The following is a 13,892-nucleotide window of genomic DNA, read 5'->3' as shown; positions in this document are numbered from 1 at the left end:
AAAGTATGCAGATTGAATATCAATCAGATGTAGGAAGAAGACGTAATACGAATCAAGATTATGTCAGTGTATTTGAAAACCAAGTCGGTCTCACGCTGGCGGTTTTAGCAGATGGCATGGGTGGGCACCGCGCAGGCGATATTGCTAGTCAAATGGCCGTCACAAATTTAGGGAAAGCCTGGGAAGAGCAAGCGTTACTTGATGACGAAAAAATCGCGCAGTGGTTTATCCAAGCGATCCAAGAAGAAAACCGCGCGATTCATCAATTAGGACAAGAACAGCTTGAATATAACGGAATGGGAACAACGATCGTAGCAGCTGCCCTATCAGAGGAACGTTTCACGATTGCCAATGTTGGCGATAGTCGTGCGTATTTGCTTCGCGATAATCGGATCATTCGCTTGACGGAAGACCATTCTTTAGTAAATGAATTAGTCAAATCTGGTGAAATCAGCGAAGAAATGGCCGTCAATCATCCACGTAAGAATATCTTGACTCGATCTGTCGGCATGCCAGGATCATTAGAAGTCGATGTTGCAACGTATCTTTGGCAACTCCAAGATCGTTTGCTTCTATGTTCGGATGGTTTGACGAATATGCTGTCAGAAGAAACGATCGGTACGATCATCAATCAAGAAGGATCATTATCAGAAAAAGTAACGCAATTAGTGGATCAAGCAAATGAAGCTGGCGGAGCAGATAATATCAGCGTTCTTCTTATTGAATACAAGGAGGATGTTGCATGATTGAGCCAGGAAGAAAATTAAATGGTCGTTACCAAATTACCGGTAACATCGGTAGTGGCGGTATGGCAAATGTCTTTTTAGCCCATGACTTGATTTTAGATCGAGATGTTGCAATCAAAGTCCTACGCTTTGATTTCCAAAATGACCAAACGGCGATCCGTCGTTTTCAACGAGAAGCATTAGCGGCAACCGAATTAGTTCATCCAAATATCGTCAGTGTTTATGATGTCGGTGAAGAAGATAACATGCAGTACTTAGTTATGGAATATGTAAAGGGAATGGATTTAAAACGTTATATCCAAACGCACTATCCGATTCCTTATGAAACAGCAGTAAACATCATGCAACAAATCTTGTCTGCGATTTCTTTAGCACATAGCCATCAAATCATCCACCGAGATCTAAAACCACAAAATGTCTTGATCGATAATGAAGGTGTTGTGAAAATCACCGATTTTGGTATTGCGATTGCTTTATCGGAAACATCGATCACCCAAACGAATACGATGCTTGGTTCGGTTCACTACCTTTCACCAGAACAAGCAAGAGGTAGTATGGCGACAAAACAATCAGATATCTATGCGTTAGGGATCATTTTATATGAAATGCTGACAGGAAGCGTTCCTTTTGATGGGGAATCAGCTGTCACCATTGCACTGAAACATTTTCAGGATGATTTGCCTTCAATCAAAGAGTTAGATCCAGGGGCACCTCAGTCATTGGAGAATGTTGTCTTGAAAGCAACAGCCAAAGAACCTGTCGACCGGTATAAAACGGCAGAAGAAATGGCAGATGACCTAGCAACGGTGTTGTCGTTAGAACGAGCAAACGAAGAAAAATGGCAACCCCAGGCGATGGACAACGAAACAAGAGTATTGACACCACTGACGGCAGAAACACCGATGCCAGATTCCTTTAAGTCAATGCCTCTTCCCGAAGAGAAACCAGCGGAAGAATTACCAGATCCCGAAGAAACAATGCCAGATGTAAAGACTAAAAAAAGAAAAAAATGGTGGATCATTTTGCTGGTCTTGCTTGCTTTGTTAGGAATTGGGACAGCGATTTTATTTGCTTCAGGTGGACGAGGAGAAGTAACGGTTCCCGATGTTTCGGGTCAATCCGAAGCTTCAGCAAGAGAAGCTTTGACACAAGCAAAATTAAAGGTAGCAACGAACACTGAAGAAATTGCTGACGATACGATTGAGAAAGGAAATGTGGTCAAAACAGATCCAGCCTCAGGAACAACAGTGAAACAAAATCGTGAAGTCACACTTTATATCAGTACAGGTAAGAAGAAAATCCAACTCGATGATTTTACGGGTATGTCTTACGATGAAGCGCGCAAGCAGCTACTGGATTTAGGTTTCTCTTCAAGTAGAATCAAAAAAGAAGAAGAATTTAGTGATGAGGTCACTAGTGGAAATATCATCTCGCAATCAGAAGATGAAGGAACAGAAGTCGATCCCACATCAGATACGATTACTTTTACTGTTAGTAAAGGAAGTCAGCCGACGATGAGCGATTACACCGGACAAAACTATGAAACAGTTCTTAGTATTTTGAGAACGAATGGCTATACGAATATCAGTGCAACGAATGATTATAGTGATACGGTCCCAGCCGGTGCAATCATCAGTCAGTCACCAAGTTTTGGGGAACCATTGACGGATGCGACATTTATTAGTTTCGTGGTGAGTCAAGGACCAGATGCGAAGACACTGAATGACATTTCTGGTTATACGAAAAGTGATGCGCAAAGTTACTTATCTGGTATCGGTGCCGACTACATTGGTCATGAAACGTATGAGTTTTCAGATACAGTAGAAAAAGACAAAGTGATCCGTACAGATCCAGGAGTAGGTGCATCAATCACATCAGGAACGATCGTCAATGTGATTTACTCAAAAGGACCAGACCCAGCGAAAGCATCATCAAGTTCTGAAAAAGATTCTTCCAGCAGTTCTTCTAGCAGTTCAAGCAGTAGTTCAAGTTCCGAAACAACTAGTAGTAGTACCACCACACCGTCCTCGACGGATAGTGACTAGTAGACAGAATTAAAAGAACTAAAACGATAATGAAAAAAATAGATCTGAGAATTCAAAATGTCGGCGGCATTTGAGGAAATTCTTAGGTCTATTTTTTGGTGATTTCTCCTAACTTCTGCTGTCCTATGGTAAAATATACTAAAAATGGAGGTGGGTTTCATTAAAGGGCAAATCAGAAAAGCAATAAGTGGATTTTATTACGTATATAAAGATGGAGAGACCTATCAGACACGAGGTCGAGGGAATTTTCGTAATCGAAAGATCACGCCCCTTGTTGGCGATCAAGTCATATTTGAAAGTGAAAACAAGACCGATGGCTATCTACTAGAAGTTTTACCACGTAAAAATCAATTAGTACGACCACCAGTAGCAAATGTTGATTTAGGAGTTGTTGTGACGAGTTTGATCGAACCAACATTCTCTTATAATCTACTCGACCGTTTTTTAGTCATGTTGGAATATGAATCGATCGAGCCAGTGATCTATTTGACGAAAACGGATTTAGCTGTCGATTCTACACAAATAAAAGAAATTAAAGAGACTTACGAAAAAATCGGCTATCCAGTGATCGTCCCTCGCACACAGGGTGACACGGATGAATTAGTTCGCTATTTTCCAGAAAGACTGACTGTTTTCATGGGACAGTCAGGTGCAGGTAAATCGACGTTGCTCAACCAAATCTCACCAGAGCTTGAGTTAGAAACAGGTGAAATATCTGATTCTTTGGGACGTGGACGTCACACGACAAGACATGTCGAGTTATTACCACTCTATGATGGATTGGTTGCCGATACACCAGGTTTCAGTTCTATTGATTTCTTAGTCATCGAACCTGTCGAGTTATCCAAACAATTCCCTGAATTTGTCGATGCTTCTGTAGACTGTCGCTTTAGAGAGTGTATGCACGTAAAAGAGCCAGATTGTGAAGTCAAACGAAGAGTAGCGGCAAAAGAAATTGCACAGACTCGCTATGACAATTACTTGCAATTTTTGCAAGAAGTTGAAAACCGTAAACCGATGTACAACAAAAAAGAAACTAGAAGAAAGTAGGAGGGTATTTTTATGAAAATAGCACCATCGATTTTAAGCGCAGATTTCGCCAATCTCCAAGCAGACATTGAACGAGTAGAAAAAGGTGGAGCAGACTATATCCATGTGGACGTAATGGACGGCCAATTCGTTCCTAACATTACATTCGGATCGAATGTAGTGCAAGCAATCCGTCCGGTCACAAAACTACCTTTAGACGTTCATTTGATGATCATCAATCCTGAAAATTATATTGCTGATTTTGCAAAAGCAGGTTCAGATATCATTACGGTCCATGTGGAATCGACACCACATATCCATCGTGCGATCCAGATGATCAAAGATTTAGATGTCAAAGCAGGGGTCGTTATCAATCCTGGTACACCGATCGAAATGATCAAGCATGTTTTGCCTTTAGTTGATCAAGTGTTAGTGATGACAGTCAATCCAGGATTTGGCGGACAAAGCTTTATTACAGAAACAGTGGATAAAATCGCAGAGTTAGCGGAATTACGCAAGGTGAACGATTGGACCTATCAAATCGAAGTGGATGGTGGAATCGTTCCAGAAACTGCAAAAATTTGTCGTGAAGCAGGTGCAGACGTATTTGTTGCAGGCTCCTATGTCTATAGTGCAGAAGATCCAGCAGCTCAAATCGATCAATTGAAAAAGGCATTAGGCTAATGGAAGTATTACTTGTTGCAGGCGGATCACCAGAAAATTGGCCAGACTTGTCACAGCAATCATTTGATCAATACGTGGGCATTGACCGTGGGGCACTCTATTTACTTGAAAAAGGCTATTCATTAGATCTAGCAATCGGTGATTTTGATTCATTGTCTTCCTCGGAATATCAACGAGTATCCGATAAAGCTGTCGAAGTACACCAAGCGCCAGCAGAGAAAGACGATACGGACACTCAGCTAGGTTTAGCAAAGACATTCGAACACTTTCCAGAAGCAAGCGTGACACTGATCGGTGCAACTGGTGGAAGATTAGATCATTTATTAGCTAATCTATGGTTAGCATTAGAACCACGGTTTCAACCCTTTATACGACAGATCCAAATACAAGACAAACAAAACGTAATCACTTACTATCTACCAGGAGCTTACGAGATAAAAAAAATTCCTGAAATGAAGTATTTGGCTTACTGTTGTTTGACACCTGTTAGTCAATTGACATTATCTGACAGCAAATATCAACTATCAAACGAGGAAGTATCTCGTCCAACTTCTTATGCAAGCAATGAATTTGTCACTGACAAAGCATCCTTCAGCTTCTCTGAAGGAATCATTTCAGTCATCCAAAGTAAAGATTGATGGATCGGTTCAGGACAAAGTAGCAAAAGAAATGAAGCGGAAAAATGACAGTTTAAATTATTTGCTAAAAAAAGCTTAAAAGAAGGGTCGAGCCTTTTGTTTCCCCTTATTTAATGATAAAATTACAGGTAAGAGTCTAATTTAATTCGAGGTGTCTTTGTGAAGAAGTTCAATCCTAATAAAAATATCATTATTACCTTAGTCATCGTTATTATTGTAGTAACGGTCCTAAGTGTGACAGCTGCCCAGCGAGCGAATGAAGGAAAGCCCAATTTCTTCCAATCTATTGTGAACGACAGTGTCTCTTTTGTCGATCGGACGATTTCTGCTCCGGTCAAATGGGTCCAAAATGGCGTGGATTCAGTACATCATCTTTTCACCACCTATTCAGAAAATGAACGGTTAAAAGAAAAAATCGACAGCTATGATGAGATAGCTCAAAAAAACAAGAACATGCAAAAAGAAATCGATGCACTAAAAAGCGAACTCGATTTAAGCCAAACGTTGACGAGTTATGAAAGAGTCACAGCAAATGTGATCACTCGTTCACCTGACTCATGGCAAGATCTATTAGTCGTCGATAAAGGATCAAATGATGGAATCGAAGTCAATATGGCAGTCATGGCGCAAAAAGGTTTAGTCGGACGTGTCATTGAAGTCAATGCCACTTCTTCTAAAGTAGAATTGCTGACTTCATCAAATGTAAGTTCCAACCATTTTCCTGTTCGCGTATCTTCTGGAAACGGAGAATCTTTCGGTTTACTCAAGAATTATGACGAAAAGTTACAAGCGCTAGTTGTGACACAGCTAACAGGTGACAGTGAAATCAAAGAGGGCGACGTAGTACAAACATCAGGTCTTGGAGGCAACTCGCCAGCAGATCTACAAATCGGTACAGTCATCAAAACAAAACCAGATAGTTATGGGCTAGATCGCGAAGTCTATGTCAAACCTTATGCGGATATGTATGATCTCCCAGTAGTAACGATCATCAAACGTCTTGTGGAGGAATAGTCCATGCTGAAAAAAGAGAAAATGACCATTTATTTGCCGATCCTCCTGTTCCTACTCATGTTGATCGATGGGCACTTTACCCGAATGATGATCAGGTGGTCGAGCGGTGACTACATGGCAAGTGCGCATCTTTTGATATTGGTTTTACTATTTTGCAGTTTGAGTTTTTCCAAACGCTACTTACTGATCACGACATTAGTTTTAGGTATTATCTTTGATTCTTACTATATTGGTGTGATTGGTATTTACGCAGTTGCTTTACCTTTATTAGTATTTATCATGTATGGGATGAAATCGGTCATCCATGTAAATATTTTTACTGAGTTTTTTAGCCTCATTATTTTCATCACAGGCTATGAGTTGTTTACATTGATCGTACAAATGGTATTCAAACTTGCGAGTGTAGATAGTACGTACTTTATCACTAAATATTTAGGCCCAACATTATTATTGAATATGGTATTGTTCGCTCTACTTGTATTCCCATTAAAGAAGCTATTCAAAGAAGGTCGGGACAGAGGTGTTTAGTCTCGAGAAATAAGGCGCCATCCACGGAAATTGTTTTTCAAATTTTTGTGGATGGCGCCTTATTGCCGAAGAAGTTACTTCTGTGCCCGCCATTTAATCTGTTTTAGGTGGTGCGAGAGGCCCAATGTCTCAGCCTTTTTTTATTTAATTTAAAACGGACATTATTTAATTATTGAAAAATGTATTATGAAAATAACCATGTCATCTTACATTTCTGTCATTATAATCAGTTGTTTTGAAATGTTTTTGTAACATAACTATTATCTCATTGACATACAGCTATGGTACAATTTTGTTATCGTTAAGAAAGACTTAAATATTTTTAGATATTTATTAAATTAAGCCAGTCGGAGGAATGAAGAGTGAAAAAGAGTTTAATATCAGCAGTAATGGTAAGTTCAATGGCCTTGACTGCCGTAGCATCACCGATCGCAGCCGCGGCGGAAGATTTTGATTCTCAAATACAACAACAAGATCAAAAAATTGCGGAATTACAAAACCAACAAGCAAGTGCCCAATCTCAAATCGAGGCATTAGAAGGTCAAGTCGCTGACATCAATACAAAAGCTGAAACTTTATTAGCTAATCAAGCAACATTACGTCAAGAGTCTTCTCAATTGACACAAGAAATTGCTGATCTACAAGAACGTATCGAAAAACGTGAAGCAACGATCCAAGAGCAAGCACGTGAAACACAAGTTAAAGGTACAAGCTCTAACTACATCGATGCAGTATTGAATGCTGAGTCATTCTCAGATGCTATCGGACGCGTTCAAGCAATGTCATCAATTGTACGTGCGAACCAAGACTTAGTGAAACAACAAAAAGAAGACAAACAGGCAGTTGAAGATAAAAAAGCTGAAAATGAAGCGAAGCTACAAGAGTTAGCAGAAAACCAAGCGGCTTTAGAATCACAAAAAGGCGACTTACTATCAAAACAAGCTGATTTAAATGTCCTAAAAACTACTTTAGCGGCTGAACAAGCAACAGCAGAAGATAAAAAAGAAGACTTGAACCGCCAAAAAGCAGAAGCTGAAGCAGAGCAAGCACGTATTCGTGAACAAGCTCGTTTAGCAGAGCAAGCGCGTCAACAAGCAGCACAAGAACAAGCTGAAAGAGAAGCACGTGAACAAGCAGCAGTTGCCGCTGCAGCAGCACAAGAGCAAGAACAAGCTTCTTCTTCATCAGTACAAGAATCAACAGAAGTTTCTGAATCAGCTACTTCAGAATCATCATCAAGTGCTGAATCTTCAACAGAACAATCTTCAGTTCCTGAATCATCTACATCAACAGAAGATTCAACAACTGAAAGCAGTGTACCAGAATCTTCAACAGAAGAATCTACTACTACACCATCTGTTCCAGAAACAACAACACCATCAACGCCGGAGCCATCAACACCAGCTCCATCAACGCCAGCTCCATCAACGCCAGCTCCATCAACGCCAGCTCCATCAACGCCAGCTCCATCAACGCCGGAGCCATCAACACCGGCACCCTCAATTCCAGCGCCAACGGCTCCATCTACTAATGGAGCAGCGATTGTAGCTGAAGCGATGAAATACATTGGGACTCCTTATGTATGGGGTGGAAAAGATCCAAGTGGATTTGATTGTTCTGGATTTACACGCTATGTGTACCTACAAGTAACTGGTCGTGACATCGGTGGTTGGACTGTACCTCAAGAATCAGCAGGAGCTAGAATCTCAGTTTCTCAAGCAAAAGCTGGAGACTTATTATTCTGGGGAGCAGCTGGTGGCACTTACCACGTAGCAATTTCTTTAGGTGGCGGACAATACATCCACGCACCACAACCGGGCGAAAGTGTTAAAATTGGCTCAGTTCAATGGTATGCACCTGACTTTGCTGTAAGTATGTAATTTATGAAGAACTAACTCTAAAGTGAGTTAGTTCTTTTTTTACGAAACTAAAAAGGATCGAACAAACAGTTTTTGGTAACTGTCTGTTCGATCCTTTAAAATTTTCTTGCTTAGAAAGCATGATCAAATAAATTCTTCCGTCAATTCCATGAAGTTTTGGATATCTTCTAAGACCATGTTGATACCTGCTTGCCAAAAATCTGGTTTCGTTAAGTCTACACCTAAGTGTTTTTGAGCCAATTCTTCCGTTGTCATCGAAGCAGTATCGCGTAGTAAGTCGATATACTCTTGTTCAAAACTTGAACCTTGCTCGTTAGCATAGGCGTAAATACCTAAACTGAACAGGTAACCAAAGGTATAAGGGAAATTATAAAACGGTACATCATCAATAAAGAAATGTAGTTTTGCTGCCCAGAAATAAGGATGATAAGTAGATAATGCATTTGCATATCCTTCTTTTTGCGCTTCGATCATCATATCAGTGATCTCTTGTTCTGCGACTAGTCCTTTTTGTCGAGCAGTATAGAATTGATTTTCAAAGATAAAACGAGAATGGATATTCATGAACATAGCCAGAGCATTTTGTAGTTTCGTATCCAACAAATTGATTTTTTCTTCTTTTGTTGATGCCGCTTTAAGTGTTGCATCAGCTACGATCAATTCTGCAAAGGTACTTGCTGTTTCAGCAACATTCATCGCGTATTCACGATTCAACGCTGGAAGATCCCACATCGTACTACTATGGAAAGCGTGACCTAACTCATGGGCTAAAGTAGCGACTTCGTTGACTGAATTACTATAAGTCATGAAGATTCTAGATTCTTGTGTTTCAGGCAATTCGGTGCAGTAACCACCAGGTCGTTTGCCAGGACGATCCTCTGCTTCAATCCAACTTTTGTTAAAAGTGTCTTGAGCAAATTCAGCCATTTTAGGACTGAATTTATTGAAATTCTCAATGATAAATGCTGCCGCTTCATCAAAGGTAAAGGTTTTTTCTTTCATATCACCTAGAATGATCGGTGCATCTTGGTCTTGCCATTCCATTTTTTCTTTACCGAAAAGATTGGCTTTTCTTGTTAAGTAATCGACAAGGGGTTGTTTATTTTTTTGGATCGTCTCCCACATTACATCTAATGTTTCTTTTTTCAAGCGATTATATTCTAAAGGCTTTTGTAAGAAATCTGTTGTACCGTGTAGTTTATAGGTGGATAGACGGAACCCATCTAAATGATTCAAAGTGTCTGTAAATAAAGGTGCTTTTTCTTGCCAAGCAGTTTCCCAAGCTGTAAATAATTGTTTGCGGACTTCTGGATCAGGATCACCCATCATTTTATTGAATGCTTGACCAGCAGATAATTCAATGATTTCTCCCTCTTGTTCAAATGGTACAGTCACGCTAGCGACAATCGTATCATAATGACTACTCCAGGCATTCAAACCATCCAAAGATAATGTATTGATAATGTGCTCCTCGTTTTCAGATAACAAGCGTGCGCCATCGCGACGAATTTCGTTCATGCGAAAAGCAATCGGAGCTAATTGATCTTGAGCAATCAAGTGTGTCCATTCATTGTCAGATATTTCTGCAAATTTTTTCGATAAGATCGTATCTGCTGCTTGCCAACGTGGTAATGAAGCATAGAGTTTACCAGACAAAATCTTTGCATCGGAATCTTTTACATTAGCAGATAATAAAGCAGTAATATAACTATTACATTGGCTGAAGCCATTAGTTACTTTTTCTTGAAGTGCCAAAATCGTCACAAGAGAATCGATATCTTCGGATGAAAATGACCATTGATTGATTTGTTCGTAATATGTTTCTATTTGTCGTTCTAATTGAGCCAAACGTTCATTTAATTCAGTTGAAGCACTTCCTCCAGGAAAGATAGAATCTAAATCCCAGTTAAGCGAATAAGTCATCAAAAAACCCCTCTCATATTTATGGTACTATCTCTAGTATAGCATTTAAAGAAGGAATAAGTCTTGGAGAAATTATTGTTGTTTTATGAAAAAAAAGCTATCATAGAAAGAAGAGGTGACTTATGGAGTTTTTAAAAAAACAAAGAAAAAATGGAAATTTTTATTTAGTGTTTGCATTAATGATCATGGCTATTTTATTTTATAGCTCCTCGCAAACCTATGGACAACAATCGCAACTTTCAAGAATTGATGCGTGGTTCCCAAACCAACCCTTTAAAGAAGCATTATCAGGTATCCAGTTTACTTATGGAGAAAGTGTTATCAGTATCGACCATTCTGGATACAGCAAATTCATTGAATTCTTTTTAAGAAAAGGCGCCCATTTTGGTACCTATTTTCTATTAGGAGGTAGTCTGTATCTAGGTGTATTCCCGAAAATGAAAATCTGGTGGTTAACGGGGGTTCTTGCTTGGTTATCTGCGACAGGATACGCCGGTCTAGATGAGTTCCATCAAATGTTGACAGGCGATCGTTCACCAATGTTCCAAGATGTCATGCTTGATTCGATGGGGGCATTGACTGCAGTTGTTATATGTATTTTATTTACTTTTATAAAGAAGAAAAAGTAAAAAAGAGAGCACAGTTGCGTGTCTGCAACTGTGCTCTAGTAGTTACGATTAAAAAATCAAAACAGGCGTACCTTTTTCAACCATTCCAAATAATTCTTTCATGACACCTGGTGGCGTATTGACACAACCATGAGAACCGCGAGTTCGCCATAAGTCGCCGCCATATTCTGGTTGCCAATCCGAATCGTGGATACCGATACCTGTCCAATCGACTGGCATCCAATAGTTCACTGGACTTTCATATGGTGTACCATCATCGTTCGTTCCTCTTAATACTGCATTTTCTTCTTTATTCCAGACATAAAAGACACCAGGAGGAGTAGGGGTAGAAGGTTTTCCTGAAACGATATCTGTTTCAAGTGCTACTTTCCCATCTTTGTAGAACCACATATGTTGATTCTCTAAATCGACTTCGATATACGTATCCTCAATCAATGGGTGGTCGGCAGTTGTACTACCTTGAACAATTGGTGAACGTGTGAAATCTTGTCCTGCTAAAATCGCTTCTGTTAATGCTGTTACTTCGCTATCTGTTTGGATCGTCCAACTGAACGTGCCAGCAGGAACAGTTACTTCGCCACGTTTGGTACTTTTGAATTTAGTATCATTCGTACTTGTATTGTATTTTTCGCCAAGTTCACTAACATATTGACGAACTTTTTCTGAATCAAGCGCAGGTTTTCCATCTTCATAGGTGAGCCATTCAACGATGAGTGAAGAAGGGATCGTAACTGTTTCACCATTGATACTGTAAGTTCCTTTTACTTTAGCGATATTATTCATTGTCGTTAACTGCTCAGTCAACTTTTTATCTGTAGATGTGACCGTTGGTTCTTTTTGGAACTCAGTCAGATCAATTGTATCTTTTCCATCATTGACAACAGTTGTCAATTCCTTCGTAACGGCTTCGACATCGACCGTGTTCCCTTTCACTTCAGGCTTGATTTTAAATGAGTCACCAGACTTTTCAATCGTTGCATTGGCAGTAGGCGTACGTTCTTTATTCAATTCAGTCAATTCCGTAGACAATGTCTCGATCGTTTGATCCAGTTGTTCCCGTTCCGCACTTAGTGGATCGATTTCTTGTTTTTCGGCCGCAGCTACATAGTTCATTCCCCAAGTCCAAGCATTTTGGTTTTTCAAGATGGAAGCTAGATCAGTTGAAAAATCCTTTTTATAACCAAGATCGGACTTTGCAATCTCTTTCCAAACCGTTCCGTTTTCTTTGATTGAAATCATCTTATTGGAATAAGCTTCTTTTAGCTTGTCATTTGCTTGGTCGATAGTCAGGTTACTTACATTGATCGAATTGACTTCCGTTTTAGGAAGAAAACGATTCGTGTAATATGTACTACGGTAGGTGTAAAAGCCGATTAATACTAGAATCACACCGAGAACAGAAAGCAAACCAATACGCATTGATTTTTTTCGATGAGAAGATCTTGTCATATCTGCAACTCCTTAATAATAATAGTTATAGGGTGTAACGACTCTATCATAGCATAATTTACAGTAAAAGACGAAATGATGTCCCTCTTTATATAAAAATTAACATACTGCTTAGAAAAATAACGATAGTTAGGCAAGGATTTTATATACGGAAGTGTATAAAAAAACAGGAAATCCTAGAAAATGGAAGGTCGATTTTCAGGATTCCCTGTGAAGATGAGGTTGTTTTCGAAGACATTACTTCTGGAACAACGTGTATTCTTTTTTAGTGAGAACGATAGCGTCTCAAGTAATTAATTATTCAGCATCCAATTTAGCAAAAGCTTCATCTAAGATATCTTTTAATTGTTTTGCTGAAGCGGCCATACGATCTTGTTCGCTGTCGCTTAATGGAATTTCAATGACTTTTTGGATACCTTGACGGTTGATGACAGCAGGTGCACCGATATAGATATCGTTTAGTCCATATTCACCATTCATATAAACAGATAATGGAAGAACTGCATTTTCATCGTCTAAGATCGCGCGAGTGATACGTGCTAAAGCTACAGCGATACCGTAGAATGTTGCGCCTTTTTTCTCGATGATCGTATAAGCAGCGTCACGTACACCGAAGAATAAGTTGACCATTGCTTCTTCATCCACGTCTGGATTATTTTTCACCCATTCATAGATTTGTAAACCAGCAACATTGGCATGTGACCAAACTGGGAACTCAGAATCTCCATGTTCACCTAAAATATACGCATGGACGTTACGTGCATCAACGTCAACTAATTCAGCAAGTGCTTGACGGAAACGAGCAGAGTCAAGTGAAGTTCCTGAACCGATTACGCGCTCTTTAGGGAACCCTGAGAATTTCCAAGTAGAGTAAGTTAAAATATCAACTGGGTTAGCAGCAACTAAGAAAATACCATTGAAACCTGAGTCAACGATTTGTGTAACAACTTCGCGGTTGATTTTTAAGTTTTTATTTACTAAATCTAAACGTGTTTCACCTGGTTTTTGTGGTGCACCAGCTGTGATAACGACTAAGTCTGCATCATGTGCATCTGCATAAGATGCTGAGTAGATTTTTTTAGGTGAAGTAAATGCTAGAGCGTGTGATAAGTCGATCGCATCTCCTTCAGTTTTTGCTGTATTGATATCGATGATACCAACTTCTTGAGCGATATTTTGTGTAACTAAAGCGAAGGCATAGCTAGAACCTACAGCACCGTCTCCAACAAGTATTACTTTTTGATGATCTTTTTTTTCTGCGTTTGCAGTCATTTATATCAATCCTTCCATTGATTTGTTTTTCCCATGCCTATGCTAACATGGAAAA

Annotated in this window: 12 protein-coding genes; 9 read left to right on the top strand and 3 right to left on the bottom strand. The window is 39.5% G+C overall.

What is annotated here, in order from left to right:
• Nucleotides 1-5 precede the first annotated feature (5 nt).
• From IGJ99_RS13385 to IGJ99_RS13350, 8 genes are all read left to right on the top strand, one after another.
• Nucleotides 6-746, top strand: a complete 741-nt coding sequence (locus IGJ99_RS13385) for a Stp1/IreP family PP2C-type Ser/Thr phosphatase (protein ID WP_010734102.1) — start codon at nucleotides 6-8, stop codon at nucleotides 744-746.
• Nucleotides 743-2,791 carry a Stk1 family PASTA domain-containing Ser/Thr kinase gene (gene pknB, locus IGJ99_RS13380; RefSeq protein WP_010734103.1) on the top strand — a complete coding sequence of 683 codons (2,049 nt, stop codon included), beginning with the start codon at nucleotides 743-745 and terminating at the stop codon, nucleotides 2,789-2,791. The genes IGJ99_RS13385 and pknB overlap by 4 nt, the downstream gene beginning before the upstream one ends.
• 150 nt (nucleotides 2,792-2,941) lie before the next feature.
• Complete coding sequence (rsgA, locus tag IGJ99_RS13375) at nucleotides 2,942-3,841, top strand: ribosome small subunit-dependent GTPase A (protein ID WP_029593934.1); 900 nt, start codon at nucleotides 2,942-2,944, stop codon at nucleotides 3,839-3,841.
• Between the two features lie 12 nt (nucleotides 3,842-3,853).
• Entirely contained in the window at nucleotides 3,854-4,504 is a 651-nt protein-coding gene (gene rpe / locus IGJ99_RS13370) for a ribulose-phosphate 3-epimerase (protein ID WP_010734105.1), read from the top strand.
• Entirely contained in the window at nucleotides 4,504-5,142 is a 639-nt protein-coding gene (locus IGJ99_RS13365) for a thiamine diphosphokinase (protein WP_010734106.1), read from the top strand. The genes rpe and IGJ99_RS13365 overlap by 1 nt, the downstream gene beginning before the upstream one ends.
• A 159-nt stretch (nucleotides 5,143-5,301) precedes the next feature.
• Nucleotides 5,302-6,156 carry a rod shape-determining protein MreC gene (gene mreC, locus IGJ99_RS13360; protein WP_010734107.1) on the top strand — a complete coding sequence of 285 codons (855 nt, stop codon included), beginning with the start codon at nucleotides 5,302-5,304 and terminating at the stop codon, nucleotides 6,154-6,156.
• Nucleotides 6,157-6,159: 3 nt separating this feature from the next.
• Nucleotides 6,160-6,684, top strand: a complete 525-nt coding sequence (mreD, locus tag IGJ99_RS13355) for a rod shape-determining protein MreD (protein ID WP_010734108.1) — start codon at nucleotides 6,160-6,162, stop codon at nucleotides 6,682-6,684.
• A gap of 362 nt (nucleotides 6,685-7,046) precedes the next feature.
• Complete coding sequence (locus tag IGJ99_RS13350; RefSeq protein ID WP_438770887.1) at nucleotides 7,047-8,564, top strand: C40 family peptidase; 1,518 nt, start codon at nucleotides 7,047-7,049, stop codon at nucleotides 8,562-8,564.
• A gap of 123 nt (nucleotides 8,565-8,687) precedes the next feature.
• On the opposite strand, the gene IGJ99_RS13345 is transcribed toward IGJ99_RS13350, so the two are convergent.
• Nucleotides 8,688-10,487 (bottom strand): M3 family oligoendopeptidase, encoded by a 1,800-nt coding sequence (locus IGJ99_RS13345; protein ID WP_438770886.1) that lies wholly within the window; start codon nucleotides 10,485-10,487, stop codon nucleotides 8,688-8,690.
• 122 nt (nucleotides 10,488-10,609) lie between these two features.
• Between IGJ99_RS13345 and IGJ99_RS13340 the strand changes: the two genes are divergently transcribed.
• On the top strand, nucleotides 10,610-11,116 hold the full coding sequence (locus IGJ99_RS13340; protein ID WP_010734112.1) for a VanZ family protein: 507 nt from the start codon (nucleotides 10,610-10,612) through the stop codon (nucleotides 11,114-11,116).
• A gap of 48 nt (nucleotides 11,117-11,164) precedes the next feature.
• Here the strand turns inward: IGJ99_RS13340 and IGJ99_RS13335 are convergent, their stop codons facing one another.
• Together IGJ99_RS13335 and IGJ99_RS13330 are read right to left on the bottom strand one after the other, a co-directional pair.
• Complete coding sequence (locus tag IGJ99_RS13335) at nucleotides 11,165-12,565, bottom strand: L,D-transpeptidase family protein (RefSeq protein ID WP_409173651.1); 1,401 nt, start codon at nucleotides 12,563-12,565, stop codon at nucleotides 11,165-11,167.
• Between the two features lie 297 nt (nucleotides 12,566-12,862).
• Nucleotides 12,863-13,837 (bottom strand): L-lactate dehydrogenase, encoded by a 975-nt coding sequence (locus IGJ99_RS13330; RefSeq protein WP_019722338.1) that lies wholly within the window; start codon nucleotides 13,835-13,837, stop codon nucleotides 12,863-12,865.
• Between the last annotated feature and the right edge of the window lie 55 nt (nucleotides 13,838-13,892).

It is taken from the genome of Enterococcus sp. AZ095b (assembly GCF_051714725.1).
In the GTDB taxonomy this organism is placed as follows: Bacteria; Bacillota; Bacilli; order Lactobacillales; family Enterococcaceae; genus Enterococcus_B; species Enterococcus_B pernyi.
This window is presented reverse-complemented; position numbering and strand designations above follow the sequence as displayed.

What these genes read in the sequence shown, in the direction of transcription:
- IGJ99_RS13385 (WP_010734102.1), top strand. Translation starts at nt 6, where the DNA reads ATGCAGATTGAATATCAATCAGATGTAGGAAGAAGACGTAATACGAAT.
- pknB (WP_010734103.1), top strand. Translation starts at nt 743, where the DNA reads ATGATTGAGCCAGGAAGAAAATTAAATGGTCGTTACCAAATTACCGGT.
- rpe (WP_010734105.1), top strand. Translation starts at nt 3,854, where the DNA reads ATGAAAATAGCACCATCGATTTTAAGCGCAGATTTCGCCAATCTCCAA.
- IGJ99_RS13365 (WP_010734106.1), top strand. Translation starts at nt 4,504, where the DNA reads ATGGAAGTATTACTTGTTGCAGGCGGATCACCAGAAAATTGGCCAGAC.
- mreD (WP_010734108.1), top strand. Translation starts at nt 6,160, where the DNA reads ATGCTGAAAAAAGAGAAAATGACCATTTATTTGCCGATCCTCCTGTTC.
- IGJ99_RS13345 (WP_438770886.1), bottom strand. Translation starts at nt 10,487, where the DNA reads ATGACTTATTCGCTTAACTGGGATTTAGATTCTATCTTTCCTGGAGGA.
- IGJ99_RS13340 (WP_010734112.1), top strand. Translation starts at nt 10,610, where the DNA reads ATGGAGTTTTTAAAAAAACAAAGAAAAAATGGAAATTTTTATTTAGTG.
- IGJ99_RS13335 (WP_409173651.1), bottom strand. Translation starts at nt 12,565, where the DNA reads ATGACAAGATCTTCTCATCGAAAAAAATCAATGCGTATTGGTTTGCTT.
- IGJ99_RS13330 (WP_019722338.1), bottom strand. Translation starts at nt 13,837, where the DNA reads ATGACTGCAAACGCAGAAAAAAAAGATCATCAAAAAGTAATACTTGTT.